This window comes from Mesorhizobium sp. WSM4849, from assembly GCF_055811385.1.
This window is the reverse complement of the sequence record NZ_JBVVPW010000002.1, coordinates 238105-263829: the sequence shown is the minus strand read 5'-3', so window position 1 is coordinate 263829 and position 25725 is coordinate 238105. Positions and strand designations below refer to the sequence as shown.

At 62.7% G+C, this 25725-nt stretch carries 23 protein-coding genes and 1 pseudogene; 13 read left to right on the top strand and 11 right to left on the bottom strand.

All coding sequences use genetic code 11. The annotated features are described in order from the left end of the window. Positions 1 to 25: 25 nt before the first annotated feature. The 12 genes and pseudogenes from AC0L3L_RS03095 (at position 26) to AC0L3L_RS03040 (ending at position 12899) form a co-directional block, all read left to right on the top strand. A pseudogene (locus tag AC0L3L_RS03095) lies at positions 26 to 954 on the top strand (carbohydrate ABC transporter permease). Continuing rightward, positions 947 to 1849, top strand: coding sequence for a carbohydrate ABC transporter permease (locus AC0L3L_RS03090; protein WP_473636512.1), 903 nt, complete (start codon positions 947 to 949; stop codon positions 1847 to 1849). Before AC0L3L_RS03095 ends, AC0L3L_RS03090 begins: the two are co-directional and overlap by 8 nt. Positions 1850 to 1859: 10 nt before the next feature. After that, positions 1860 to 2957 (top strand): ABC transporter ATP-binding protein, encoded by a 1098-nt coding sequence (locus AC0L3L_RS03085; protein WP_473636511.1) that lies wholly within the window; start codon positions 1860 to 1862, stop codon positions 2955 to 2957. 10 nt (positions 2958 to 2967) lie between these two features. Further along, positions 2968 to 3735, top strand: coding sequence for an SDR family NAD(P)-dependent oxidoreductase (locus AC0L3L_RS03080; protein ID WP_473527534.1), 768 nt, complete (start codon positions 2968 to 2970; stop codon positions 3733 to 3735). 40 nt (positions 3736 to 3775) lie between these two features. Then, positions 3776 to 4777, top strand: coding sequence for a sugar phosphate isomerase/epimerase family protein (locus AC0L3L_RS03075; protein WP_473636510.1), 1002 nt, complete (start codon positions 3776 to 3778; stop codon positions 4775 to 4777). Beyond that, positions 4774 to 5586, top strand: a complete 813-nt coding sequence (locus AC0L3L_RS03070; protein ID WP_473486176.1) for an SDR family NAD(P)-dependent oxidoreductase — start codon at positions 4774 to 4776, stop codon at positions 5584 to 5586. Before AC0L3L_RS03075 ends, AC0L3L_RS03070 begins: the two co-directional genes overlap by 4 nt. A gap of 343 nt (positions 5587 to 5929) precedes the next feature. Then, complete coding sequence (locus AC0L3L_RS03065) at positions 5930 to 7117, top strand: magnesium transporter (protein WP_473636509.1); 1188 nt, start codon at positions 5930 to 5932, stop codon at positions 7115 to 7117. A gap of 407 nt (positions 7118 to 7524) precedes the next feature. Beyond that, complete coding sequence (locus tag AC0L3L_RS03060) at positions 7525 to 8799, top strand: tetratricopeptide repeat protein (RefSeq protein WP_473636508.1); 1275 nt, start codon at positions 7525 to 7527, stop codon at positions 8797 to 8799. An 11-nt stretch (positions 8800 to 8810) separates the two neighbouring features. Further along, positions 8811 to 9608: a FecR family protein gene (locus tag AC0L3L_RS03055; protein ID WP_473636507.1), complete on the top strand. Its 798-nt coding sequence runs from the start codon at positions 8811 to 8813 to the stop codon at positions 9606 to 9608. Between the two features lie 81 nt (positions 9609 to 9689). After that, on the top strand, positions 9690 to 11543 hold the full coding sequence (locus AC0L3L_RS03050) for a CHASE2 domain-containing protein (RefSeq protein ID WP_473636506.1): 1854 nt from the start codon (positions 9690 to 9692) through the stop codon (positions 11541 to 11543). Positions 11544 to 11837: 294 nt separating this feature from the next. Continuing rightward, complete coding sequence (locus AC0L3L_RS03045; protein WP_473486170.1) at positions 11838 to 12026, top strand: hypothetical protein; 189 nt, start codon at positions 11838 to 11840, stop codon at positions 12024 to 12026. A 12-nt stretch (positions 12027 to 12038) separates the two neighbouring features. Beyond that, the gene (locus tag AC0L3L_RS03040) at positions 12039 to 12899 is read left to right on the top strand and encodes an alpha/beta hydrolase (RefSeq protein WP_473636505.1); all 861 of its coding nucleotides are present in this window, start codon (positions 12039 to 12041) and stop codon (positions 12897 to 12899) included. 63 nt (positions 12900 to 12962) lie between these two features. Here the strand turns inward: AC0L3L_RS03040 and AC0L3L_RS03035 are convergent, their stop codons facing one another. The 3 genes from AC0L3L_RS03035 to AC0L3L_RS03025 all read right to left on the bottom strand — a co-directional run bounded on the left by AC0L3L_RS03035 (position 12963) and on the right by AC0L3L_RS03025 (position 16309). Beyond that, complete coding sequence (locus tag AC0L3L_RS03035) at positions 12963 to 13862, bottom strand: proline iminopeptidase-family hydrolase (RefSeq protein ID WP_473636504.1); 900 nt, start codon at positions 13860 to 13862, stop codon at positions 12963 to 12965. A 295-nt stretch (positions 13863 to 14157) separates the two neighbouring features. Continuing rightward, positions 14158 to 15054, bottom strand: a complete 897-nt coding sequence (locus tag AC0L3L_RS03030) for an arginase family protein (RefSeq protein ID WP_473636503.1) — start codon at positions 15052 to 15054, stop codon at positions 14158 to 14160. 316 nt (positions 15055 to 15370) lie between these two features. Next, positions 15371 to 16309: a LysR family transcriptional regulator gene (locus AC0L3L_RS03025; RefSeq protein WP_473636502.1), complete on the bottom strand. Its 939-nt coding sequence runs from the start codon at positions 16307 to 16309 to the stop codon at positions 15371 to 15373. Positions 16310 to 16389: 80 nt separating this feature from the next. Between AC0L3L_RS03025 and AC0L3L_RS03020 the strand changes: the two genes are divergently transcribed. Next, on the top strand, positions 16390 to 16878 hold the full coding sequence (locus AC0L3L_RS03020; protein ID WP_473636501.1) for a cupin domain-containing protein: 489 nt from the start codon (positions 16390 to 16392) through the stop codon (positions 16876 to 16878). A gap of 17 nt (positions 16879 to 16895) precedes the next feature. On the opposite strand, the gene AC0L3L_RS03015 is transcribed toward AC0L3L_RS03020, so the two are convergent. The 8 genes from AC0L3L_RS03015 to AC0L3L_RS02980 all read right to left on the bottom strand — a co-directional run bounded on the left by AC0L3L_RS03015 (position 16896) and on the right by AC0L3L_RS02980 (position 25679). Continuing rightward, positions 16896 to 17975, bottom strand: a complete 1080-nt coding sequence (locus AC0L3L_RS03015; protein ID WP_473636500.1) for an ABC transporter ATP-binding protein — start codon at positions 17973 to 17975, stop codon at positions 16896 to 16898. Continuing rightward, a complete protein-coding gene (locus tag AC0L3L_RS03010; protein WP_091597346.1) occupies positions 17972 to 18772 on the bottom strand; it encodes an ABC transporter permease in 801 nt (266 codons plus the stop codon). Before AC0L3L_RS03010 ends, AC0L3L_RS03015 begins: the two co-directional genes overlap by 4 nt. A gap of 1 nt (position 18773) precedes the next feature. Next, positions 18774 to 19634 (bottom strand): ABC transporter permease, encoded by an 861-nt coding sequence (locus AC0L3L_RS03005; protein ID WP_473636499.1) that lies wholly within the window; start codon positions 19632 to 19634, stop codon positions 18774 to 18776. Positions 19635 to 19703: 69 nt separating this feature from the next. Next, entirely contained in the window at positions 19704 to 20720 is a 1017-nt protein-coding gene (locus AC0L3L_RS03000) for an ABC transporter substrate-binding protein (protein ID WP_473636498.1), read from the bottom strand. A 54-nt stretch (positions 20721 to 20774) separates the two neighbouring features. Next, on the bottom strand, positions 20775 to 22250 hold the full coding sequence (locus AC0L3L_RS02995) for an aldehyde dehydrogenase (protein WP_473636497.1): 1476 nt from the start codon (positions 22248 to 22250) through the stop codon (positions 20775 to 20777). Continuing rightward, positions 22247 to 23299 carry an LLM class flavin-dependent oxidoreductase gene (locus AC0L3L_RS02990; protein ID WP_473486158.1) on the bottom strand — a complete coding sequence of 351 codons (1053 nt, stop codon included), beginning with the start codon at positions 23297 to 23299 and terminating at the stop codon, positions 22247 to 22249. The genes AC0L3L_RS02995 and AC0L3L_RS02990 overlap by 4 nt, the downstream gene beginning before the upstream one ends. 6 nt (positions 23300 to 23305) lie before the next feature. After that, positions 23306 to 25099, bottom strand: coding sequence for an alpha/beta fold hydrolase (locus AC0L3L_RS02985; RefSeq protein ID WP_473636496.1), 1794 nt, complete (start codon positions 25097 to 25099; stop codon positions 23306 to 23308). Then, positions 25092 to 25679, bottom strand: coding sequence for an amino acid synthesis family protein (locus tag AC0L3L_RS02980; protein WP_473636495.1), 588 nt, complete (start codon positions 25677 to 25679; stop codon positions 25092 to 25094). The genes AC0L3L_RS02985 and AC0L3L_RS02980 overlap by 8 nt, the downstream gene beginning before the upstream one ends. Between the last annotated feature and the right edge of the window lie 46 nt (positions 25680 to 25725).

Genomic DNA, 25725 nt, shown 5'->3' with positions numbered 1-25725 from the left:
CGGCCTGACTTCGCCGGAGCAGCCGATGTCCACGCATGACCTGACTGTACCGGTTGTGCCTCCCGCAGCCCCGTGGCGGGAGCGCCTGGGCACGATGGTGCCCATTCTGGTGCTGGCGCCGTCGCTTGCAGCGAGTTTCATCTATGTCTTCGTCTTCACGATTTGGACGCTGTATCTCTCGCTCTCCAATTCGTCGCTGATGCCGACCTATGGGTTCGTCGGTCTGGACAATTATGCTTCGCTCTGGGCGAACCGGCGCTGGAACATCGCCTATACGAACCTCTTCCTGTTCAGCGGCTTCTATATTGTCGGCTCGATGGCCATTGGACTGCTTCTGGCGATCCTGATCGACCAGCGCGTTCGCGGCGAGGCGGTTTGGCGCACCATCTTCCTCTATCCGCTGGCAGTCTCCTTCATCGTCACCGGTACGGTGTGGAGCTGGCTCTATAATCCCGTCGACGGCATCCAGGCCTTCGTGCGGGGGCTCGGCTGGACCGACTTCAGCTTCGCCCTGACGGCCAACCGCAACACCGCAATCTATGCGGTGATCATAACCGGTATCTGGCAGTCGTCTGGCTTCGCAATGGCGCTTTTCCTGGCTGGCCTGCGGTCGGTCGATCCGGATCTCATCAAAGCAGCGCAGATCGACGGCGCCTCGGTTTCCCGAACCTATCGGAAGGTCATCCTGCCGACGATCGCCCCGATTTTTCTGGCGGTGGCGGTCATTCAGATCCAGTTCGCCATCAAGACGTTCGACCTGGTGGCGGCGTTGACGCGGGGTGGGCCAGGTGTGTCGACCCGGCGATCTACGTCTACGACCTGATGTTCCAGCGCGGGCAGATCGGCGAGGGTGCCGCTGCGGCGATGATGATGCTCGCCGCCCTTGCGGTTGTGCTGGTGCCTTATTCCGTGTGGATCGTTTGGCGCAGGCGGGCGGAGGGCCGCAATGGCTGACATTGCCCTCAACGCCCGGCATGATCCCGAAGCGGCCGCCGCTACGCGGCGATATTTCTGGAGTCGCTTTCTTATCTATGCGGTGCTGACGCTATTTGCTGTCATCTACCTTGCACCGCTGCTGGTCGTGGTCTTCAACTCGTTGCGGGAGCAGTCCGAGATTGCCCGCAACGGCCTCATCTCCCTGCCGCGCAGCTTCCGCCTCGACGCGTGGAGGGAGGCTTGGGGCACTTATTGCGTCAGCGGCACCTGCGAAGGCATGAAGCGCAATTTCTTCAACTCGCTCTGGATGACGATCCCCGCGACGGTTATCTCCACGCTCCTCGGGGCGATGAACGGCTACGTGCTGTCGAAATGGCGCTTCAAGGGCTCGGAAATTCTGTTCAATCTGATGCTGCTCGGCGTCTTCATGCCCGGCCAGATCTCGCTGATGCCGTGGGCGTTCCTGCTCGGCAAACTCGGGTTGACCAATTCGACGTATGGGCTGGTACTGATACACGTCGTCCAGGGCATCTCGTTCACGACCCTGTTCTGCCGCAACTTCTACGTCAGCATACCGGACGACCTTATCAAGGCGGCACGCATCGACGGCGCCGGCTTCTGGCGGATTTTTCGCAAGATCATCCTGCCCCTGTCGCCGCCGATTTTGATTGTCACCGTCATCTGGCAATTCACAGGTATCTGGAACGAGTATCTGTTCGGCGTCGTCTTCACATCCGGCCAGCGGCAGCCGATTACGGCGGCATTGGTCGCCCTCACTGCCGGCGGCACGACCGCCCGCGCTTACGATGTGATGAGCGCAGCCGTGCTGATCGGCGCGCTGCCGCCGTTGCTGATCTACCTGTTCGGTGGAAAGTACTTCGTGCGCGGCCTGACACAGGGCGCCATCAAATGAGGCATCGCCCATGTCCGCGCTGATGATCCGCGACCTTCACAAGAGCTATGGCGGGCTCGAGATTCTGGCCGGCATCAATCTCGAGGCGCGGACCGGGGAATTCATCGCCCTTGTCGGTCCCTCCGGCTGCGGCAAGTCAACCTTGCTCGCCATGATCGCTGGCCTGGAAACCGTCACGTCGGGCGAGATCTGGATTGGCGACCGGCTGGTGAATTCCGTGCAGCCCAAGGACCGCGACATAGCGATGGTGTTTCAGTCATACGCCCTCTATCCCACGATGACGGTGCGCCAGAACATCACCTTCGGCATGGGAAGCCGAGGCGTGCCCAAAGCGGAGCAAGCGGAAGCCGTAAAGCGGGTTGCCGCACTCCTGCAGATCGAGCAGTTGCTCAAACGCAAGCCTGGGCAGCTGTCGGGTGGGCAGCGGCAGCGCGTTGCGATGGGGCGCGCCCTTGTACGCGACCCGAAGCTGTTTCTGTTCGATGAGCCGCTGTCCAATCTCGACGCCAAGCTGCGCGTGGACATGCGCACCGAAATCAAGAAGCTGCACCACCGCGTCGGCAAGACGACGGTGTACGTTACCCATGATCAGGTCGAAGCGATGACGCTCGCGTCCCGCATTGCGGTGATGAACCAGGGCTCGGTGCAGCAGTTCGATACGCCGAAGCGGATCTATGACCGGCCGACCAACATGTTCGTGGCCGGTTTCATGGGATCGCCGGCGATGAATTTCATCCCCGCCCGGCTTACGGGCTCAACCAGCATCTCGGTACGCGCCGCTGACGGCAGCGACGCTACTCTTGCCCTTGCCGCGCCTTTGCCCGCCGGTGCGCCACAGGACGTGGTGCTCGGTGTTCGGCCGGAACATATCTACCGTTTCACGGCGGACCTGAAGTCGCGCAAACCTGCTGTCGAGTCCATGAAGGCGCCGGTCGAACTGGTCGAGCCGACCGGGGCCGAGACGCTTGCCGTCCTCAGGCTAGGGGACCTGGAGATCACCGGCCGATTCGAGCCGGATGACGCTCCCGTCATGGGCGAGACGATAACGCTTGGCATCGACATGTCGCGCGCCTGTCTGTTCGATCCAACAACCAAGGCGCTTCTGTGATCTGATGTCCATGCAATTTGCGACTTACCCGAGCTTGACCGATCGCGTCGTGCTGATCTCCGGCGGCGCCTCCGGGATCGGGGCCGATATGGTCCGCGCCTTTGCCTCGAATGGCGCCCGTGTGGCCTTTCTCGATGTGCAGGATGGGCCCGCAGAGGCGCTGGTCCGTGAGCTCAGCGGTGCCGGCGGGCGAGCTCCCCTGTACCTCCATTGCGATGTGACCGACGTCGCTGCGCTGCAGGCGTCGGTTGAAGGCGTGTGCGCGCGGCTTGGTCCGGTCGCCGTCCTGGTGAACAACGCTGCCGATGATCAGCGCCATCCCGTTGACGCGGTGACGGCCGAATATTGGGACCGCAGCTTCGACGTCAATCTCCGGCATCACTTCTTCGCTGCGCAGGCGGTACATCCGCATATGAAGGAACTCGGCTTCGGCTCGATCATAAACTTCTCTTCCATCGCCTGGCGTTTCGGCGCGGACCAGATGGTAGCTTATGCCACTGCCAAGGGGGCTGTGGTGGCGCTGACGCGCGCATTGGCGCGGTCGTTCGGATCCGACAACATCCGCGTCAATGCAGTCGAACCCGGTGCCGTCATCACCGAGCGGCAGCGCGAGCTGTGGTTCAAGACGCAGGACGCAATCGACCAGACGGTGCAGCGGCAATTTATCCGCCGCGTCCTCCTGGGCGAGGAGATTGCACGGACCGTGCTCTTCCTTGCAGCCGATGACAGCCGCATGATCACGAAGCAGTCCATCACCGTCGATGCCGGTCTGCGCTGATGCGATCGCTTCCACATCTTTCAACGGGACTGCCAAACTGATGCTTCGCCTCGGTCTCAACCCTTACGGACTGACCTACCATCTCGGCTTGCAGGGGCGCGGTACGCCGCGGCACAATCCGGATGGGGCGGGGCTGGAAGGCTTCATAGCGCTTGCGCAGGAACTCGGCGCACGCACGCTCGAGATCTACGAACCATGGCTGACCGACTTGCCGGACGCCGAGGTCGTCGAGCTGCGCAGGCGTCTGGCCGCGCTCGACCTCGTCCCGGTGGTCAGCGGCGGTCTTATCGTGGCCGGTCCGTTGGACAACGCGTTTCGGGCTGCGCGCCTGCTCGAGGCGACAACGATCCGTATCGCACTGACCCCCGTCCTGTGCGGTGACCGCAACGTCTGGGGTGGGAAATGGAACGAGTTCAACGCGACGATCCGCGCTGCCCTGACGGAATGGGGGCCGCGTGCGGCGGCTGAGGGCCGGGTGCTCGGCATCGAGAACCATCAGGACTTCGGCAGCGACGAACTGGTCGCATTCTGCGAACTCGGCGGGCCCGGTGCCGGCATCACCTACGATACGGGCAACACGTTTCCCGTCGGCGAGGCACCGCTTGCCTTCACGCGGCGGATCGCGCCCTATGTCCGCCATGTCCACCTCAAGGACTATCGCGTGCAGTTCACGGATGAGGGCTATCGTCTGGTCCGCTGCGCGATCGGCGACGGCGCCGTGCCATTCGCCGAACTGGCAGCGATCCTCGCCGAGCACCACGACACGCTGACGGCTGCGCTCGAGCCGGGCGCACTGGAGGCACGCCACGTTCGCTGTCTGACCGACGACTGGTGGAACGGATATGCGCCCAAGACTGCGCGCGAGTTCGCGGCCTGCCTGAGTGCTGCGCGCGTAAACCGCCTTGCGGACGACGCCGACTACCGGACGCCATGGGAGCGCGACGATGACGGTGCGCTCGTTTCGTATGAGCTCGACATGATCCGGCGCAGCGCCGCTAACATGAAGAAGTTCGACTTCATTGCAATGGAGAAATCAGCATGACTGCCCGAGAACTCAGCGGCCTGACTGCCTTCGTGACCGGCTCGGGACGTGGCCTCGGCCGCGTCATGGCCGACCGCCTGGCCGAACTTGGCGCAAACGTCGCGATCCATGATCTCGATTGGACTCGGCCATCACAGTATGGCGAATTCGCAGACCTCGGCGAATCCGCCAGAGGCCTGGAAAAACATGGGACACGGGTAACCGCGGTTACGGGCAACATCGGTGACAGGCAAGCCGTTGCCGAAATGAAGAGGAAGATCGAGGCGGAGCTCGGCGATGTGCATGTTCTGGTCAACTGCGCCGGCGGGGACATTGGCGCCAAAGGGGTTAAGCCCAGTCCCAACAACGCGCTCGACATCGACTATGAAGACATCAAGGTGCTGACCGACAACAATCTCATCGGCACGATGCTGGTCTGCCAGGCGTTCATTCCGCCTATGGTCAAGCGCGGCTCAGGCTCGGTAATCAACATTGCCTCGGCGGCAGCGCATATCGGATGCTCGCCGGAGGTGGTCTACTCCACGCTTAAAGCGGCCGTCGTCCATTATACGCGCTGCCTTGCCAAGGAATTGATCGACGACGGCGTGCGCATCAACGCGGTGAGCCCGGGCGCCACCAAGACGGCACGGTTCCAGGCGAGCCGCGTGGTCGATCCGGAGCGCATGGATTCGAGCAAGAAATCGCTGAACCGCTATGCCGAGCCTGAAGAGATCGCCGAAGCGGTGGCCTTCCTCGCCGGTCCGCGCGCGCGTTTCATCAACGGGCAGGTCATTCGCGTCGACGGCGGTTTCACCATCTTCCCAGGTTAAATCGCGGCCGTTCACACCGCGAACTGTCGGGCTGAGCGCACCCCAATGAGCAGGCCACGACGGCCCATTGCCGAACTTACTTCGTTGATGGGGTTGCGACGTGCTCGCAGAGCCCAGGAATCGACTGTGAAGTTCTGCAACACGTCAATTCTCTTGGCGACACGCTGACGTTACAGCCCGCCTGTATGCACCCACGCAATGGCTCAGATTTGTCGGGGTCGGTCTACTCTGCGCGCTGAGAAGGCGAGATTTCCGGATCGAGGCACTGGGCCACTGCGCGCGCCAGAGCGAACCGCTCCTGTCTACACGTTCAGAGGCGCAATATTAAAGATTGGGGGAACAGATGAGGCAAGAGAACGACTTCGAGAAGTCGGTGCGCACGTTGCGTGCTCGAGCACCTGACGACGCGGCTGAATTGCTTGCCCGAGAATCTCCCGAGTTCATCCGAGACGTATTAAAGTTGTTGCCGGATACGCACGCCCGGAAGGTGGCGGAGCATTTGCCTCCGGATATGAGGCCTATCAAGCCTCATAGCGACGGCAAGGATATCGCGGTCCGCGGATCCGTCGTCGAGTTGATGGACCCGATCCCCGCCAGCGTTCATGTCGGGACGACGGTAGCCGCCGCGGTGGAGGCCGTCAGACGAGCCCAGGTGCCGACCGAGTTGACTTACCTCTACATCACGGACGAGGGCGACAAACTCGTTGGCCTGGTGGTTCTGCGCGATCTGATGCTGAGCGAACCGGCCGCCACGGTAGATCAGATCATGCTGCCGAAACCGTTCGCCCTTCACGTCAATGTGCCTTTGGGCGAAGCCTGCAAGGCGGCGGTACGCCGTCACTACCCCGTCTATCCCGTGGTGGACGTGGAGAACCGGCTGCTCGGGCAGGTTCGCGGCTGGCGGCTGTTCGAGCAGCAAATCATCGAGATTTCTGCCCAGCCTGGCCAGATGGTGGGTGTCCAGAAGGAGGAGCGTTCTTTCACGCCGCTGTTTTCAGCCTTCTTGAACCGTCATCCGTGGCTGCAGCTCAACCTGCTGACGGCCTTCATAGCCGCTTTCGTGGTCGGCTCGTTCGCAGGCACGATCGAGAAGATCGTCGCGTTGGCGGCGTTCCTCCCGGTGTTGGCCGGACAGAGCGGAAACACCGGCTGCCAGGCGCTGGCTATTACGCTGCGTGGCCTCGCCTTAGGGGATGTGGACAAACGACCAAAGCTGCACCTTGTGCTGAGGGAGGGGGCGCTCGGTATCGCCAACGGCTTGCTCGTCGGTCTGGTGGCGGCTGCGGCCATGTGGTTCTACGCTTCACGGCAGCCGGACTCGGCATCCCAGGCGCCCATGCTGGCACTTGTGATCCTGCTGGCCATGTGCGGTTCATGCCTTATGTCCGGAATCTCCGGCGTGCTGATCCCGTTGGGCCTGCGGCGGGTCGGCGCCGATCCGGCCGTGGCTTCGGCGATCTTCCTAACCACCGTGACCGATATCGTCGGCATGGGCCTGATGCTGGGGCTGGCCACTATGTTGGTGCTGTAGTCCGTCGCGCCGCTTGAGCGCCGGGCGCCGTGCTGTGCCGTGCTGGCGATCGGGCGGACCGACTGTACCGAAGACCTTCGGATGAGCCACATTTGACCCTGATGCGTCAGGCGTTGGCCAGATACGTGCAGAATCGCGCAAACAATATTGATCTTGTGGGCTGCGCAATCCACGGCTGATTATGATTTGTCTTAGTTGCCGTTTGTAGCGAATACTTTCTCTGGTCCAGCAACGCTGAAAAGATGTTTGGCCAACCAGCGTAGGAGAAATGCGAATGAATCCGATAGTTTGTTGCGCAGCTGCAACAGCTGCTGAAGACTCGCAAGGTCCCGCGACAGTTCTGTCGCTTTTTTTCGTGGCGGCGTGCTAGATCCGCTGCACTAGTCGGGTTTGGGTGGGTTCTCGGCATGCATTCCTCGTTTTCAATGATCCTCGGCTTCGCCGCGGCGCTGCTTTGTACCGGCATATTGCCGGCCGGCGCACAAGGTCTCTATCCGGCCTATGACGATGCGTTTTCGGCCCGCATTGCCAACCCGACTGACAACGCGACGCTAGCCCAATTCGTCACGGTCGCCGTCAATGCAGGGCAGTACGATCAGGCGATTTCGTCAATCGAGCAGTATCTCATCAGATATCCTCGCGATGCGCGCGCCCGCCTCGCGGCCGGCCGGTTGTACTACAATGTCGGCTCCTATGAATTGGCCCGACGGCAGGTGCAGTACGGCGTCGAGATCGGGGACCTGTCCGCAGATGAGCAGCAGGAAGCCGTTCGCCTGCTCGCCCGCATCGAGCTGGCGTTACGTGGCGTCACCTGGGAGATCGCTCTGACTGGCGGCATGTTCAGCGCATCCACCGATTTTGAGCCGGGCGGGGCCGAAGACGACCGCACCTTCGTCTCGCCCTATGGGCGGGCGGAAGGCTTTGTCCGATGGGACCTCGGCACGCCAAGTGCTGACGCGCTTGTCCTGTCGGGCTCGTTGGCGGCGACAGATCGCTTTTTCACCGAAAACCTCTCGGTTCCCGGAGATGAGGAGACTTTTATCCAAGGCGACGCGGCGATTACCTTGGACAAGGGACTGCCCAACAGTGGCATCGATTCGCTACGGCTGCTGCTTTCCGCGTTCGCCGTCACAGATCGCTTCGACAGCGATATCCACGAGACCGGCGTCGGTCTCAGTGGACGCTTGCTCGTGCGCCCCACGGTCGAGACGACGCTTTTCGCGGGTGGCGGCTACATCGATCTAAGCGCCTCGAAAGGCATCTTCGCCGATAGCGGGGTTTTCTATGAGGCAGGCGGCAGCTACCGCTTCCGCAATGGCCAGGCGCTCGGACTGCGCCTGGTCGGCTCGAATGACTTCGCCTCCGGAGTTGGCGAAATCGGCCGCGGCTACATGGGAGAGGTCCGCTACGGCGGCATAGTGATGGAAGTACCGGACCTTCTCGTATGGTCTCACCAGGTCGCCTTCTCGGCCGGTCACAGCGACACGCCCGACTTGTCCATCGGTATCGGCACGAACATAGACAGCGACTTCTGGCTCATTGCCTCAGAAAGCGATTTTCAGCTCACGGAGTGGCAGAAGATCAGTGCCGACCTCGCCTATCGCGAAACCGACTTCGATATCGCTGGTCGCGACCGAAATTCGTTCGAATTGCTCGTGAGCTACACGTTGACGCTCAACTGAAGGAGGTCGCGATGAGGACCCTATATCGTCAGATCGCCACTTGTATCGCCTGCCTTGCCTTTGCGGCACCATCTGCCGCTGAAACGGTCGGGTCCATGACGGCCTATCAGACCAACATCTTCCGCAATGGCGGCGAGGCGATGTACGTCGGCGCTGGCGTCGCACTCGGCGACCAGCTGCGCAGCAATACCACCGGTCTCGGAATGCTCGTGTTCCAGGACGAGTCGAGCGCCAAGATTGGTCCGAACACCAGGCTGACGATCGATGAATTCGTCTACAATCCGGGCTCCCGGTCAGGAAAGATCGGCATCGGGATGAACAGCGGCCTGGCGCGTTTCTACGGCGGCCAGGTTTCGAAAGGCGGGGACATGCAGGTTGCGACGCCGCACATGGTGCTCGGGGCCAGAGGCGGCATCATCGAAGTGCTTGTGATGGCTGGTCAGACCGTCGGCATACTGCGCGCTGGCCGCATGACCTGCATGATGAATGGCCAAAGGCTCGTGATCACAAACCCGGGCCACGCCTGCACGTCGAACAATGGCAAACTGCTGACCGGCTATGGTGGTATCGACGCCTTCCCGATATTGGACAGCATCGATCGGATAGCCGGCACCGGCCTTCCTGGCGAGCCGGGTCCGGGGCTGAACGTAAGCGCGATTTGTGCGTCAGCACTCGGCAGCTCGCTCAAAGCCTGCAAGTCCGCCGACGGCTCATTGCCAGGATTGGTCATGGACTTCCCTGACAGCCCAACGCCCCCTGTAGGCAGCGGGGTGGATGAGGATGATGACTGCTTTCCCGACTGCCGGTAAGGCCGGCCGACCGGCATGAGCCCCTTGGCTGATTGGCGGCGGGCTGCCAGGCGGAAAATACCTGGTCTTGCGGTCGTACTCTTGCTGCTCGCTTGCCATTTTGCTTTCGATGGGCCGCTGTCGCGTCTGCGCGAGCGCACGTACGACCTCTACCAGTCCCTCGCCCCGCGCCAGGCGACGAGCAATCCTGTTGTAATTGTCTCGATAGACGACGCGAGCCTTAAGGCATATGGGCGATGGCCTTGGAATCGTGGCCTTTTGGCCGATCTGGTCGATGGTATCACCGAGTCTGGTGCCGCCGTGATCGGGCTTGCGCTGGTGCTGCCCGAGGCTGACACCTCTCCTGATGGCATCGCTGGAGACATGCGCCTCGCCCGGGCACTGGCGAAACATCGAACCATGCTCGCCGTCAGCCTGGGCAATGAGGCAACGGTTTCAGAAGCAGAGCCCAAAGCCGGCTGGTCGATCGTAGGGCAAGTACCCGAGACGCTTCCTGGCTTCACCGGTCTGACGGGCTCGCTTGCGGATTTCTCGAGCGCCGCTGCAGGCCTTGGGGTAATTCGCACTTTGACCGATCCCGACGGCGTATTGCGCCATGTGCCGCTGCTCTGGCTTCGAAATACGGATCAAGGCGTGCAGCTTTGGCCTTCTTTCGCAGTGGAACTCCTACGCCTCTACGCCGGAGAGAACAGCTTCGTAGCCCGAATGAATGCCGCCGGGTTTGACGCACTCAGGATGTCCGGCAGCATTGTGCCGCTCGAGCCGCAGGGTAGCATCCGCCTCTGGGAAACCGACACCAATACGCCGCGCATATCTGCCAGCAATGTCCTTTCGGGCCACGGCGATCCTCTGCTGCGGAATGCCATCGCGATTATTGACCTGTCGGCCGTGGGATTGACCCAGTATTTGCCCAGCCCGACGCGTCCGGCGCGACCAGGCGTCGACATCCACGCAGATGCAATCGGCCAGATGCTTGCCGGGCGCTATCTAGTAGAGCCTGCGCAAGCGCGAATGCTCGAGCGGCTCTGGTTTGTCCTCAGTGGCATCGTTTTCATCGGGCTTTCTGGAGTGCTCGCCGAGCGGGTCGTGCTTGGCGCATTCGCTCTGGCGCTCCTGGCAGCCACGCCCTTCGTGTTTGGCGCTCTCGAATACAGCCTGCAGGGTGTGCTCTACGATCCACTGCAGCCGGCGCTTGCGACGATCCTCGTAGCTGGCTTCGAAGGCTATGCCCTCTACAGGCGCAGCGAGCAGCGCCGGTCCACCCTGGCCCGGCAGTTTTCGCAATTTCTGTCGCCCTCCGTGGTGCAGCGCCTGGCAAATTCGGATACCGAAGCGATCCTGTCCGGAGAGAAGCGCGAGATCACAATCCTGCTAAGTGATATACGCGGCTTCACGACGATGAGCGAACAACTCGATGCCCAAGAAATCGGAAAGGTGGTCAACCACTTCCTCGGCCTTGCGACCGATGAGATACTCAAGCGCGATGGGACTATCGATAAGTTCATGGGCGATGCCGTGCTAGCTTTCTGGAACGCGCCGCTTGATCAGCCAGATCATCGCGAGCGCGCGCTCGAAGCGGGGCTCGCCCTGATCGAACGGGTGAAGCGCGAAAACGCCGCGTTCACCGCGCGCAGGCACCCCCCTATCGAAATCGGCGTCGCCATCGAGACTGGCATCTGCTCCGTAGGGAATTTCGGCTCCGAACGGCGCTTCGATTACACCGCGATCGGCTCGCCGGTGAACCGCGCGGCACGGCTCGAGTCAACGACCAAAAAGCTGAGCATCCCCCTGGTGCTTGGTCCCGGATTTGCCCAAGGAGCATCGATGCCGGTTGTCCAGGCGGGCGCCTTTGAACTCCAAGGCTTCAAGGGCGAGGTGCCGGTTTTCACCGTTCCGGAGATACACCCCTCGTCGCAATCTGGCGAGGTCGTGTGATGCTTGGCACCGGTTCAGCTCGCTAACCCAGTGGCAGCCGGCGAGCGAAAGCCAAGGGCGGCGGAAATACGATGGGCTGTCTGGGCTACCTGCCGCCCAGTTCGCTTTTGCTGGTCGGTTTATGCCGATAAGCGGAGGCCCATGACTTCAGCACCAATCTGGACTCCTCGGGCGTCACCACGGGCGAAACCCTAACCCGATGACAGCGCTGGCCGCGACGCAGAACCCGGATGCTGGTATGGGTATCGCTAGTTCGGGATGCTACTCCAATCCCGATCTCGATGCGAACTGGCTGTGGCTAAGCTGACGCTGGACGATGGCAAGCGCGAAAAGATGCTCTCGGAACTTAGCGAGATCGTCTTCAACGACGTCGCCCTGATTCCGATGCGAGGTCCTCATCGTGGCTGCCTGCCTGAAAGGACCTTCCAGTTCACGACGCGGGCCGACCAGTATACGCTAGCCATGAATGCCAAAACTGTCTGAGGAGGTGTAGAGTTGACGAACATCACCACGGGGTCCGTTGCGGATCGCGGTCGCGCTACATACGATCTTGGCGCGACCGCCATCTTTGCTTCCAAATCAGACCCACGCTTCCATTATTGTCTGTATGTACCGCCCGCGGTTAGGGAAGGCGCCCAAGTCGACCTGCTGGTGGCCGTCCACGGCACTGGCCGCACCTCGTTCCTGGGTTTCCGCGACGCGTTCGCCGAGTTCGGACGCTGGAACGACTGCGCCATCTTGTGCCCGGTGTTTCCAATGGGCGTTCTCGGCGACGACGCCCGCAGCGGATACAAATACATGATCGAGGGCGACATCCGCTACGATCAGGTGCTGCTCGCCATAATAGAGGAAGTCGTGGCGAAATACCGTCAGGACTGGACCCGCTTCGCCATGTTCGGATTTTCCGGCGGCGGGCAATTCACCCACCGCTTCGCCATCCTCCATCCCGATAGGCTATGGGCGGCGTCGATCGGCGCGCCGGGCTCTGTGACCTTGCTCGATCCCGCGCGGGATTGGTGGGTGGGCATTCGCGACCTGCCGGAGAAGTTCGGCATCACCTTCGATGCCCCAGCGCTGGCAAAAGTGCCGGTCCAGATGATCGTCGGCGATGCCGACCTGGAGACTTGGGAAATCACGCATATCGAGGGCAGCACCCATTGGATGCCGGGCGCCAACGATGCCGGACGGACGCGGCCGGAACGCCTCGGGACGTTGTGTCGATCTTTCGAGGAAGCGGGTGTGCGGGTGCGCTTTGATTTGCTGCCCGGGGTAGCCCACGAACGGGACGCGGTTCTCGATCCGGTCAAGGATTTCCTGGCCCAGGCGCTCAAGGAACGACGGAACGCATCAGGATGAATGCAATGGCCAGGCCCTGCACGATAAGCTTGTGCAAAGACAGGCTGCTGTGGGGCGCGGACCTCAATCGTATTTGGCCACAAAGCGTTCGACGGCGGCGAGGCAATCGTCCTTCTCCTCGACATGCGGCATGTGGCTGGAATTCGGAAAGACAATGCCTTCGACATCGGGAATATGATCGAGAAAGGGCTGGACACAGGCCTCGGTCGCTTCGTCGTAGAATCCGCGGAACGCCAGGGTCGGCGCCTCGATCAGATGCAGGCGGTCGACGATGGTCCAGTTCCGCATGGTGCCGATGACGTGAAATTCATTGGGTCCGTTCATGGTGTGATAAACCGTCGGATCCTCCTCGATTGCCGCGAATGTCCGGGCTACTTCCGGCGGGGTTGGAAGGACACGGCAGACGTGGCGGTCATAGAACGCCTTGGTAGCCGCAACATAATCCGGGTGATCGGTGGTCCCGGCTGCCTCGTGCCGGTCAAGCGCGTTTTGCACATCGGCGGGCAGCCCGGCGCGCAATTGCAGCGCGCCTTCCACCCATAGCGCCATTGAGGCCAGCGAATTGGCCAGGATCAATGCCTTGAGCCCGGCAGGGCGTCGCACCGCATGTTCGGCCGAGAGGATGCCGCCCCAGGACTGGCCGAGTAGGGCGTAGCGCTCGGTAATGCCAATGCGAGCGAGCAGCGCATCGAGTTCGCCCAAAAAGAAATCGACGGTCCAGAAGTCGCCGCCCTTGTCGGGCAGATGGGTCGATTTGCCGTTGCCGATCTGATCGTAGTGGATGACGGCCCGCCCGGTATCGGCAAGCTCCTTGAAAGAATCGACATAGTCGTGGGTGCAGCCCGGCCCGCCGTGAGCGACGACCAAAGGCAGCTTGCCCGAGTTGAGATCTCCGGTTACGCGATACCAGGTACGGTAATCCCTGTAGTCGCTAAATCCTTCGGTGGTCGCATGTGCCGTCACAGTTCCAAGCTCCGTGTCATGGCGCGGCAGGAACCAAAGTGACGGACCCTCCCAAGCCTTGTTGTGGCCGACGGTACTAAGCGACCCGGCGCATTTACAGCTAGCACTATTAATAGGTTGCCCTGTCAGGGGGCGCTGGCCCTCAGGTGGAGAGCCTCAATGCTCCGGCTCGAACGGTCGCCTGGTTGCTTGCCGTCATCCAGGCGGCGGATAAGGCGCGGGGTTCTCGTTCGGCGGACAGGTGGTTGCATGTGACGCTTCAACGCCACCCGATAGCCGCTTGCTCCCGTCCGCCTTAAGCGGGCGCGGCTGTGCCGAGCGCTGCGGCCAGGACGTCGGCGAGGCCACGTCCGGCGCTGCCGTCCTCGTCGAGGCGCGGATTGTAGATGGTGACCTCGATCCCGACCGCCTTTCCGCTCGCCAGGATGATGCGGAGCGCCGCCGACAGCTCGTCCCAGGACAGCCCGTCCGGTACGCGGAAATCGACCGCCGGCATGATCGCATCGTCGAGACAATCGGCGTCGAGATGGATGAAAAAGCCGTCGAGTTCCGCTCGCGTCAGGTGGCCAACGGCGGCCCGGGCGGCGGCTTCGACGCCCAGGCGGCGGATGGCGTGGAGATCGTAGGCCATGATCTCCGCTGGCAAAGGCTGGCTGCCGAATTTGGCCTGGTCCTGGTGGTCGCGAAACGCGAAGGCGACAGCGTCCTCGGAGCGAACCAACGGTCGGCGGCCCTCCAGGTCGGCCAGCAGCGCCGGCCCGTGGCCGGTGACGAAGGCCAGATCCATCGAGGCGCCTTCGCTGTTGGGCTCCGCTTCCGGCTGGAAGAAGTCGGCGTGGCCGTCGATGAAGAACAGGCCGTAGCGACCGCGCCGGCGCAGCGCCAACATGGGACCCAGCAAGATCGTGCAGTCGCCGCCCAGCACCACCGGGAATTCGCCCGCGTCCAGCACCTCCTCCACGGCGTCGGCGAGCTTGGGCGACCACGCCGCGATCGCGTTGGCGTTTAGCGTCAGGGTGGCAGGGTCGGGCTTCGGGTCCTTCGGCGGGACCGCCAGCCGCCCGGCGCGGCGCGCATGGATGCGTTCGGCGAGGCCTAGTTCCAGCAGCCGACCGGGCAAGCCCTCCACGCCGTCGGTCGCCAGACCCAGTGAAGACGGCGCTTCAAGGATGGCATAGGGGCGGGTCGGCATCAGATGCTCCAGCTATCGCGAGTGAGAACCGGCGAACGCCGGCGGTCTCAGCTACCGAGCGCTGCGAGGCTGCCGGTTTGATGGCCCTGTAAGCGACGCTTTTGCAGCCAAAAAACTCACCTCGCAGCCGGCGTAATCTCAGTACCTGGGCGAAACCGAGGAAATTTCAAGCCAACGCCGAAATTCCCTGTTGAGGTCAAGATCGCAAGTTTTCTGACCGACGGGAGACGGTCGTTGACGGCATTCAGGCAGAAAGTTGCGCGGCCGGATCAAATGGATTGCCGTAGCTCGAAACGATCCAGAACGGGCGCTCCTCTCAAAGGCCTTCGTCCCAATACGGCGTGCGCCCTATGCATCGCGCAAGGTGGTCGACGAAGGCACGGACCTTCATCGACATGAGCCTGTTACTGGGATAGACGGCATAAATCGTGCTGGCTGGAGGCTCCCAGCCATCCAGCACGCGTCGCAGCGCGCCGGTGCGCAGCGGCTCCGCCACCGCCCATGTGGGCAGTAGGGCGATGCCGATGCCGTCGAGCGCCGCAACGCGCAGCATCTCCGCATTATTGCTGCGAAAGTTGCCGCCCACGGCCACCCGCACCTCGCCAATTTTGCCGGCAAGGCGCCATTCATCGCCCCAAGGCAGGAGGCTTGTGCAGAGGCAGTTGTGCTTGGCAAGGTCGCCCGGCTCGCGCGGCATTCCATGCTTGTCGAGATAGGTGGGCGCAGCACAGGCGACGAGCCGGGATGGCGCGAGCTTGCGCACGACAAGCGGCGAATCCTGGAGCACGCCGATGCGGATCGCCAGATCGAGCCCCTCATCGACCAGACTCACATGCGCCGGGCTGAAAGCAATATCGACGGAAAGTTCCGGATAGCGCCTCAGGAACTCCGGGACGGCCGGCGCCACATGCATCCAGCCGAAGCTGTCGGGCGCTGATATGCGAATCGTGCCGCGCGGTTCGCGCTGCAGCGCGCTCGCTTCTTGTTCCGCCGCTTCAGCTTCGGCGAGAATCCGGGTGCAGTGGCGGTAGTAGGCTGCGCCCGCTTCGGTCATCGAGAGCCGACGCGTGGTGCGGTTGAGGAGGCGAATGCCCAGGCGCTGTTCGAGCCGCTGCACATGGGCGCTGACGGCGGATTTGGAGAGTCCGAGCCGGTGAGCCGCAGCCGAGAAACTGCCGCTGTCCACGACGCGAGCGAATGCCGCGATGCCATCGAGCGGGTCCATCATCGGATTGTCCTGAAATCCGGACGGCATGTCCATAGAATTCCGGCTAATCGACGGACGAGAACGGCCTATCTCTTGGTGAGCGACCCGAACCACGAAGGAGATCGACGATGGATGCCAAAGCAACAGCAGCCGAAGCGTTCGTTCGCGAGCCGGCGGCCGGCTCGACGCTCAACGTTCTGGGCATCACCCATATCTACAAAGCCACCGGCGCCGAGACCGCGGGATCCTTCTCGCTCTGGGAGTCCGTGGTTCCGCCGGGTGCGGGAGTTCCGCCGCACACCCATGCCCATGAGGATGAAGCCTTCTATGTGCTGAGCGGCGAACTCGTCATCGAATTCGAGGGCGACTCCGCGCCCCATCGCGTTGCGCCCGGCGGCTTCTTCTTCGGTGCACGCGGCCGGCGCCATGCCATCCGCAATGTCGGCGACAAGCCGGCCCGCGTGCTCGTCCTTTGCGCGCCGAGTTGCGGCCTTGATCAGATGTTTGCAGAATTGGACGCCGCGACTACCGCCGGCATGCCGGAAATGGGAAAGCTCGTGGCCATCGCCGCCAAATACGGAGTCACCATCGAGCCGCCGGCTGATCCGCCACGCTGAAGGCAAACTGTCGTCTGTCAGGCTGGAAACAGAAATGCGGCGGCGGGATCGAAGAAAATCTGCTGTCTGCTCGAGACGGTGCCTTCATGTGCTTCTGCCACATCGGATGTCGGCCTGACGTCGATCTCCTGGCCGGCGGCCGTGCGCGCGATGACGCGCCGCCGTTCGCCGAAGAAGGCGGTGTCGATGAACTCAACCGCAAGCCCGGCAGTGGCCGGGCCGGGTCTCAGCCGAAACGCTTCCGGCCGCACCATCAGCCTGGTCTTCTGGCCATGGCTGAAGTCCTGATCGATCCTGACGCCAGAGACAACCGAGCCATCGGCCAGGCGGATCGTGGCGGAGCCGTTGACGGTTTCAAGGTGCTCGGCCGGCAGGAAATTGGAATTTCCGATAAAGCTGGCCACGAATTCGCTCGCAGGTCTCAGATAGAGGTCCTCACCGGTGCCGATCTGCTCGATGCGCCCGTCCCGAAACAGGGCGATGCGATCCGAAAGATGCAGCGCCTCGTCCTGATCGTGGGTGACGTAAAGAATCGTTACGCCGGTTTCGCGGTGGATGCGTCGTATCTCGGCCTGGATTTCCTCGCGCAGCTTCTTGTCGAGCGCCGAAAGCGGCTCGTCCATCAGAAGGATCGGTGGATCGTAGGCCAGTGCCCGGGCAAGCGCCACGCGCTGCTGCTGCCCGCCGGAAAGCGCACCAGGATACCGGCCGCCGAAACTCTCCAGCCGCACCAGGGACAGCATCTCGGCGACTTTTCGTTTCACCTCGGCGTCCGGCCGGCGGCGCACGCGCAACGGAAAGGCAACGTTCTCGGCGACGGTGAGATGCTGGAACAGCGTGTAGCGCTGGAACACCATGCCGATGTTGCGCTTGTGCGACGGCACCAACAGCAGCGACCTGCCCTCGAGAAGAACGTTGCCGGATGTCGGCTGCTGAAAGCCGGCGACCGCGTAGAGCGTCGTCGACTTGCCAGAGCCTGAAGGACCGAGAAAGGTCAGGAACTCGCCCTTGGGTATATCGATCGTGACATCGTGCACGGCGACGAAGCTGCCGAATGTCTTGCGCAGGTCGCGAATGGAGAGGAACGGTTCGATCATTTCGACAATTTCCGCCGAATGAGTGCGGTTACGATCATCAGGCTCAGCGTCAGGAGAACGAGAAGGCTGGATGCCGCGGCGATGACCGGGCTGAGATCCTGGCGCAGGCTGCCCCAGATCTTGACCGGCAGGGTCTGCAAGGTGGGGCTGGCCATGAAGATCGCGACCACCACCTCGTCCCATGAGGCGAGGAAGGCGAAGATCGCCGCCGAAAAAATCCCGATCTTGATCGCCGGCAAGGTGACCCGGAGTTTTGCCTCGAATGGGCTTGCGCCGCAGACGATCGCCGCATCCTCGATGGATTTGTCGAAACCTTCGAGTGCCGCGGTGATCGGGATGATGGCGAAGGGCAGTGCCAGGACCGTGTGGGCGATGACGAAGCCTGCCGTGGTGCCGCCGAGCCCGATCCGCAGGAAGAACGCATAGATGGCGATGGCGAAGACGACGACCGGCAGCACCATTGGCGTCAGCAGCAGGCCGCGAAGCGTGTTGCGCCCGCGAAACTGTCCCCTGACCAGGGCGAAAGAAGCCAGGAGCCCGATGACGACGGCGAGAATCGCGGCCATTGTGGCAATGCGCGCGCTGGTCAGCGCCGCTTCGAGCCAGGCCGGATCGGCGAACAGCTCCTCATACCATTTCAGCGTCCAGCTTGGTGGCGGAAAAGCCAGCCACCGCGACGACCCGAACGACAAAAGCACGATGAAAACCACCGGCAGCAGCAGAAACGCGGCAACTAGGCCGGTGAAACCCAGAAGTGCTGCACGCAGCCAGCCGAGCCGGTCGTAGTCGAGCAGCATCTCAGATGCCTCCTGTCATGCGCTTGGCGCCGACGAGGCGCAGTTGCAGCGCGTAGAGTGCCATGGTGACCACAAGCAGGATGAAAGCCGCCGCGCTTCCGAGCCCCCAGTTGAGCAAGGACTGGATCATCTGGGCAATCATTGCGGCGAGCATCATGTTGGAGGTGCCGCCGAGCAGCGTCGGCGTCACGAAATAGCCGAGCGACATGACGAAAACCATCAGGCCGCCTGCAGCGATTCCGGGAAGCGACAATGGCAGCAGAATGCGGCGGAAGGCGTCGAAGGGGCTCGCACCGCACAGCGCCGCGGCACGCAGCGTCATCGGATCGATGGCGCGCAGGGTTCCGACCAGTGGCAGTATCATGAACGGCAGCATGATGTAGACCATGCCGATGGTGACGCCGGTCAGGTTGTTGATCAGCGGCAGCGGTTCGCTGATCAGGCCGATGTCCATCAGCGTCCGGTTGATGACGCCGGTGCGTTGAAGCAGCACCATCCAGGCATAGGTGCGGGTGAGCAGATTGGTCCACATCGACAGGATGATGATGCCGAAGACAATCGAGCCGAGGGCAGGCGGCATGATCGCCAGCATCCAGGCGACCGGAAACGCCACGATGACGGTGACGGCGGTGACGACGGTGGCGACCAGAAAGGTGTTGAAGAAGACCCGCGCATAGGTGCCGTCGCCAAACAGGGTGGCATAGTTCTGCAGGCCCGGTACGGGTTCGGTTACGCTGCGCAACAGCAACGCGACGACCGGCACCACGAAGAACAGGGTGATGAGGGTCAGCGCCGGCAAGGCGCCGCCGACGCCATCTGGCCTTCGGCGGATTGGCTGTCGATGAAGCAAATTGCCCGACATGGCGATGATCCCGGCAGTTCAGGCGGGACGCCTAGCGACGCCCCGCCGGTTCATGGGTGAGGTCGGCGGCTATTTGGCCTGCCAGGCGTACCAACGCTCCGCGATCGCGTCGCGGTTTTCAGCCCAGTAGTTCATGTCGAGGTTGATCTGCCCGTCGCCATAGGCGTCCGGCAACGACTTGACGACATCGGCCGGCATTTCGGCCTTGGCTGCCGCGTTGATCGGCGCGTAGCCGCTTGCTTCAGCAAACATCGCCTGGCTTTTCGGGCTTGTCGCAGCGGCCAGGAATTTCATGGCGCTCGCCTTGTTCTTCGAACCCTTGGGGATGACGAGCACGTCGGCGGCGGTCAGGTTCTGATTCCAGGATGCGCCGACATCGGCGCCTTCCTGCTCGAGAGCGAAGACACGTCCGTTCCAGAGCTGACCGAAGGCTGCTTCACCGGAAGCGATCAGTTGTTGTGACTGCGCGCCGCTGTCCCACCAGACGATTTCCGATTTGATGGTGTCGAGTTTCTTGAACGCCCGGTCGAGGTCGAGCGGATAGAGCTTGTTTGCAGGCACGCCGTCGGCCAATAGCGCAATCTCGATGACGCCCGGCGCCGACCATTTATAGAAGGTGCGCTTGCCGGGAAATTTCGTCAGGTCGAACATGTCGGCCCAGCCCGCCGGTTCGCCCGACACCGCCCCTTTGTTCCAGGCAAGAACGAAGGAGTAGTAGAAGCTGCCGACCGCATGCTCGGTGGTGAAGCGAGGATCGAGATCGGCCTTCGGCACGACGTTGAAATCGATCGGCTCGAGCAGGCCGTCCTTGGCCGCCTTGATGGCGAAATCCATTTCGACATCGACGACATCCCAGGCGACGCTGCCGCCTTCCACCATGGCCTTCAGCTTGCCGTAGTCGGTCGGCCCGTCCTGCAGGACCTTGATGCCGGAACTCGCTTCGAACGGAGCAGCCCAGGATTTGGTCTGCGCCTCCTGGGTGGTCCCGCCCCAGCTGGTGAACACCATTTCATCGGCCTGCGCGGCAGTGTCTGCCAAGAGTCCGGCTATTAGTCCGGCCAAAATGCCGGTCAAAATCAGTTTCATGTCATTCTCCTCTGTTGGTTGTTTTTGTTTCTTGTTGTTGTGAAATTGCGCGCCTCATCGCATGACGAACGGGTCCGGGATCGGCTCGTCGGATATCCGTATCCAGACGGATTTCGAGCGCGTGTAATCGCGGATGGCGTCGAGCCCGCCCTCGCGGCCGAGCCCGGACTGACCATAGCCGCCGAACGGCACGAGCGGCGAAACGGCGCGGTAGGTGTTGACCCAGACGACGCCGGCATGGATGTCGCGCGCCATGCGGTGCGCCTTGGCGAGATTGGTGGTGAACACGCCCGAGGCGAGGCCGAACGGCGTATCGTTGGCAAGCGCCAGGGCTTCGGCTTCTGTGTCGAAGGTGAGGACACTGAGCACCGGACCGAACAATTCCTCGCGCACGCAAGGCAGTCCTGTGTCCTCGGCATCGATGATGGTCGGTGCGTAGTAGAAGCCGTCCGGATGATCGTCGGGCCTTTTTCCGCCGGTGACCAGCGTCCCGCCACTGGCGAGGCTCTCGGCAACGATCTTCTCGATCCATTCGCGCTGGCGTGGCGTTGCCAGCGGCCCCATTTCGGTGGCCGGATCCTTCGGATCGCCTATCCTGATGGCCTCGGCCTTGTGCTTCAGCCTGTCCAGGAACTCGCCCTTTATCGAACGCTCGACAAGCAGCCGGGAGCCGGCGACACAGCTTTGTCCAGACGCCGCAAAAATTCCGGCGACGACCGCGTTGGCAGCACTGTCCAGGTCGGCGTCGGCGAAAACCACAACCGGGCTTTTCCCGCCCAGCTCCAGCGTCGTATAGGCGAGATTTTCCGCCGTGTTGCGGACGATCGCACGAGCGGTCGAAGGCCCGCCGGTGAAGGCCACGCGTGAAACCAGCGGGTGACTTGTCAGGCGTCGGCCGCAATCTTGCCCGAACCCGGTCAGTATGTTGACGCTCCCGGCGGGAAATCCGGCCTCATGAACGAGTTCGGCGAAGGCCAGCAGCGGCGCTGGACCGTCCTCAGAGGCTTTCAGGACGACCGTGCAGCCGGCGGCCAGTGCCGGGCCGAGCTTGACCGCCGAAAGGAAGAGCTGCGAGTTCCACGGCACGACGGCAGCGACGACGCCGATCGGCTCGCGCCGGATGGTGACGTCCATATCGGCCTTGTCGATCGGCACATGCGAGCCTTCATGCTTGTCGGCAAGCCCGCCATAGTAGCGGTAATAATCCCCGACATAGGCGATCTGGGCGCGGGTCTCGCGGATGATCTTGCCGGTGTCGCGCGTCTCCAGCTCCGCCAGCCGCCCCGCATTGGCGGCGACCAACTCGCCGAGGCGCACCAGCAGCTTGCCGCGCGCCGTCGCCGTCAGAGAAGCCCACGCGGCCGAGTGCAGCGTCCGCTGCGCCGCCTCGACGGCGCGGTCGACCTCGGCCTCGGTTGCGGCGGGCATCGTCGCCCAGGGCGCTCCGGTGGACGGATCGATGCTTTCGAAGGTGTTTTTCGGCGTATCGAACGCCCCATCTATGAAGTTGCTGAAGGCCACTAGGGTCATTGCGGCCTCCCATGTCCGAAGGCCGGCATCACCTTGTCGACGAACAGCTGCAGCGACTTCTTCTTGCGCTCGTGTGGCAGGCCGCTGTCGATCCAGATCGAATACTGGTCGTAGCCAAGCGCCTCATATGCCTTCAGCCGGGCGATCACCTCTTCGGCTTCGCCGATCACCAGGTTCTGTCGGATCTTGTCCGGCGCGTATTGCGGCATCGCCGCGATCTCGTCGTCGGAGAGCGCTTCCAATATGCCTTGGCGAACCGGCTTCTTGTTCTGGAACCAGGCGCCGAACTGGCAGTAGAACAGCGAAAGGTCCTTGGTCAGCTGCTCCGCATCGGCGGTGTCTTCGGCAACGAATGTGTGCATCAGCAGCATGATCTCGGGGCGGGCCATGTCCGGATGCGCTGCGCACGCCGCGTCGAAGCGCTCCATCAGGTTGGTTACCTCGTCATCGCCCGAGGCGAGCGGCGTCACCTGGACGTTGCAGCCGTTGGAGACGGCGAAGTCGTGCGAGTTCGGATCGCGCGCCGCCACCCAGATCGGCGGGTGCGGTTTCTGCACCGGCTTGGGCGACGAGGTGGTTGAGGGAAACGACCAGAACTCCCCGGACATCTCGAAGTCGCCCTCCCAGAGGCCCTTGATGGCCGGGATAATCTCGCGCATGCGCTGGCCCGCACCCCAGGCGTCGAGCCCCGGGAACAGGCGCTGGTATTCGTAGCTGTAGGCGCCGCGCGCGATGCCGATGTCGAGCCGGCCACCGGTGACGACATCGGTCATTGCTGCCTCGCCGGCGAGCTTGATCGGATGCCAGAACGGCGCGATGACGGTTCCTGTGCCAAGCCGGATGCGCTTCGTCCTGGCGCCGAGATAGGCGATGTTGATGAACGGGTTTGGCGAGATGGTGAACTCCATGCCGTGGTGCTCGCCGATCCAGGCCGACTCGAAGCCTGCCGCCTCGGCCATCACGACCAGTTCCTCAAGCTCGTCGGTGAGCTCGGCATGCGGCTTTGCCGGGTCCGAGCGTTCCATATGGACGAAGAGCGAGAACTTCATATCTGTTCACCCCGAAGTGTTCATGGCTGCCGGCTTGGCGAGCGGACGGACTTCACCTTCGACCTCGTTGCCGACATAGACTCCAAACGCATCCTCCCGACATTCGCGAACATAGCGGGCGAGCATCGAGCGCACAGCAGCGTCGGCGATGTTCAGTCCGGCAATCCTGTCGATGTCGACGAGCCGGACCTTGCCGTCGCTGGAGTGGGGCGCGTCTACCGTGCCGCGGTAGTAGACATGCGTTCGCGATGGGCTTGCGGCGTCATCCCAGACCGCAAACAGGAAGCCGAGATGCGCCTCGATGGCTTTCGCAGCGAGGCGTCCCCTAAGGCTTCGCGTGTCGCCGGGCGAGCCCAGTCCTCGGCCCGCCGGCAGTTCGAAAAAGCCGTCGGCGGTTTCGAAGAACAGCACGCGGCCTTCATCTTCGAGGATGGCGCCGACCTCCATGTCCGGAGGCGCGGCCGCCAGCGCTTCCTGGCTGAGACCGGGCGAGACATACGCCCCACGGCAATAGCCGAGCGGCTGCGATGAATTGTGGGAGAATTCGCGAACGCGGCCGATGAGGATCGAATGGTCGCCCGCGTCGACCAACTGCTCCATGTCACAGTCAAACGTCGCCACCGATCCAGCGAGCAGCGGGCTGCCGGTCGGGCCGAAGCGCCATTCGACAGCCGAGAACTTGTCCTGCGATTTCGAAGCGAAGACGCCGGATGCGGCTCGCTGTTCCTCCGAGAGCACGTTGATGGCAAAGCACTTCGAGGTCGAAAATACCGGATGACCCAGCGCTTTCTTGGCGACGCAGACCAGCACAAGCGGCGGATCGAGCGAAACGGATGTAAACGAATTGGCGGTGAAGCCTCTAGGCTCTCCTTCCGGCCCGATCGCGGTGACAATGGTAACGCCGGTCAGGAAGGAACCGAGCGCCCGCCTGAATTCGCCCGCGTCGAAGGCCGTGTCCATCGCCGGTCGCTCGGATGTGCTTGCACCGTCGTTGCTCTCGAGAAAATCGGCAATGCGCCGTGTGACCCCGTCGGGCGAGGCTACGGCCATCATATGTCGTTCACCCTTCAGGACGACGCAGCGACCGCGCGGCGCGAGGCGCGCCATCGCCGCCGACATCGCAGGTGAGGAATTCTTATCGTCGGAGCCGGTCATGAACAGGGCCGGCACCGCGAGGCCAGGAAGACGATCGCCATGCGCCGCATCCGCATGGGCGAAAAGGCGATAGGTGCGCGCATAGCCGTCCGGGTTGACGCTTTGCAGTGCCGCGCGCGTCGTCCTTGCAGCCTCTGCCAGGCGGTCGGGGACTGGGTTGCCGAACCAGCGCGCGATCGTTGCGTCCGTCCCCGACGGATTTTCTGCACCATTCAATTCTGCGGCGCGCTCGCGCACCGCCTGCGCAAGCTCCGCCGGGCGGCGAAAAACTACGTTGAGCGAGACGATGCTGCGGACCCGTTCGGGTGCATTGAGAGCGATTTCCTGCCCGACCAGCGCCCCCATTGAATGGCCAACGATCGAGACGGTTTCCAGGCCAAGGTGATCAAGAAGCCGGATTGCCTGTCCGGCATAGTCGGCAAGGCTGGCATCCTCGGTCGGCAGCGGCGACAGGCCGTGTCCCAGCATGTCGATCGCGATCACATCCCATCTGTCCTTCATCAGCGCGATCTGGGGCTTCCAGATCGCCGCATTCATGCCGACGCCGTGAATGAGGAGGACCGGCGCGCCGGATCCGGCACGGATGAAGCCGGTGCCGTCAGGCGCCGTTCCGCGATGCCAGCCAGGCTCCGTCAGCTCAGCCATGCAGGTCGCCGACCTCCTTGAGATCCTGGTAGCGGTCGCCGATGCGGTGATGCGGTCGCCCGCCGATCGAGGCGCCAAGCGCCACCACCAACTCGTCTGGCGCCGGCGCGTCGCCGATCTGGAAATGCACCGTCAGGTAGTGCGAACGTCGGCCTTCATCGTTCTTGTCCATGAGCGGGATCATGATCGGCGTGTTCGGCCCGCCGCGCAGATTGGTGAAGGCAAGATAGGTCTTGGCGCCGACGGCACGCCGATAGTGGTTGCCGAAATGCAGCGTGTGGATGAGCGCCGAGGCATGCTCGATCTCGCCCGATGTGCCGCAGATTGCGGCCTTGCCGTAGCCTTCGATCGCTTCGCCGGATCCGGCGACTGCGAGGATTTCATGGGTCAGCATCTCCCCTAAAACCGGCGCATAGGCGCGGATCTCGGGAGAAAGGTCCTCGGTGAAAACGCGTCCGGCCCACGGATTGTCGAGCACTGCCGCCACGCCGATCAGGCGCAGCGGCCGCGGGGCCACCTTGCCGCCTTCAATCAGCGTGTTCTCGATATAGGTGACGATCTTTCGGATGGCCGGCTTCATCGAATCCTCGGTGTGCGGGTCGTCTGAGGCATTCGGAGAGTTCCCT

Excerpts from the sequence above, each read along its gene's own strand:
- AC0L3L_RS03065 (WP_473636509.1), top strand. The coding sequence starts at position 5,930 with ATGAGGCAAGAGAACGACTTCGAGAAGTCGGTGCGCACGTTGCGTGCT.
- AC0L3L_RS03000 (WP_473636498.1), bottom strand. The coding sequence starts at position 20,720 with ATGAAACTGATTTTGACCGGCATTTTGGCCGGACTAATAGCCGGACTC.
- AC0L3L_RS03025 (WP_473636502.1), bottom strand. The coding sequence starts at position 16,309 with ATGCCGTCCGGATTTCAGGACAATCCGATGATGGACCCGCTCGATGGC.
- AC0L3L_RS03070 (WP_473486176.1), top strand. The coding sequence starts at position 4,774 with ATGACTGCCCGAGAACTCAGCGGCCTGACTGCCTTCGTGACCGGCTCG.
- AC0L3L_RS02995 (WP_473636497.1), bottom strand. The coding sequence starts at position 22,250 with ATGACCCTAGTGGCCTTCAGCAACTTCATAGATGGGGCGTTCGATACG.
- AC0L3L_RS03030 (WP_473636503.1), bottom strand. The coding sequence starts at position 15,054 with ATGCCGACCCGCCCCTATGCCATCCTTGAAGCGCCGTCTTCACTGGGT.
- AC0L3L_RS02990 (WP_473486158.1), bottom strand. The coding sequence starts at position 23,299 with ATGAAGTTCTCGCTCTTCGTCCATATGGAACGCTCGGACCCGGCAAAG.
- AC0L3L_RS03055 (WP_473636507.1), top strand. The coding sequence starts at position 8,811 with ATGAGGACCCTATATCGTCAGATCGCCACTTGTATCGCCTGCCTTGCC.
- AC0L3L_RS03060 (WP_473636508.1), top strand. The coding sequence starts at position 7,525 with ATGCATTCCTCGTTTTCAATGATCCTCGGCTTCGCCGCGGCGCTGCTT.
- AC0L3L_RS03015 (WP_473636500.1), bottom strand. The coding sequence starts at position 17,975 with ATGATCGAACCGTTCCTCTCCATTCGCGACCTGCGCAAGACATTCGGC.
- AC0L3L_RS03080 (WP_473527534.1), top strand. The coding sequence starts at position 2,968 with ATGCAATTTGCGACTTACCCGAGCTTGACCGATCGCGTCGTGCTGATC.
- AC0L3L_RS03090 (WP_473636512.1), top strand. The coding sequence starts at position 947 with ATGGCTGACATTGCCCTCAACGCCCGGCATGATCCCGAAGCGGCCGCC.
- AC0L3L_RS02980 (WP_473636495.1), bottom strand. The coding sequence starts at position 25,679 with ATGAAGCCGGCCATCCGAAAGATCGTCACCTATATCGAGAACACGCTG.
- AC0L3L_RS02985 (WP_473636496.1), bottom strand. The coding sequence starts at position 25,099 with ATGGCTGAGCTGACGGAGCCTGGCTGGCATCGCGGAACGGCGCCTGAC.
- AC0L3L_RS03005 (WP_473636499.1), bottom strand. The coding sequence starts at position 19,634 with ATGTCGGGCAATTTGCTTCATCGACAGCCAATCCGCCGAAGGCCAGAT.
- AC0L3L_RS03020 (WP_473636501.1), top strand. The coding sequence starts at position 16,390 with ATGGATGCCAAAGCAACAGCAGCCGAAGCGTTCGTTCGCGAGCCGGCG.
- AC0L3L_RS03075 (WP_473636510.1), top strand. The coding sequence starts at position 3,776 with ATGCTTCGCCTCGGTCTCAACCCTTACGGACTGACCTACCATCTCGGC.
- AC0L3L_RS03085 (WP_473636511.1), top strand. The coding sequence starts at position 1,860 with ATGTCCGCGCTGATGATCCGCGACCTTCACAAGAGCTATGGCGGGCTC.
- AC0L3L_RS03010 (WP_091597346.1), bottom strand. The coding sequence starts at position 18,772 with ATGCTGCTCGACTACGACCGGCTCGGCTGGCTGCGTGCAGCACTTCTG.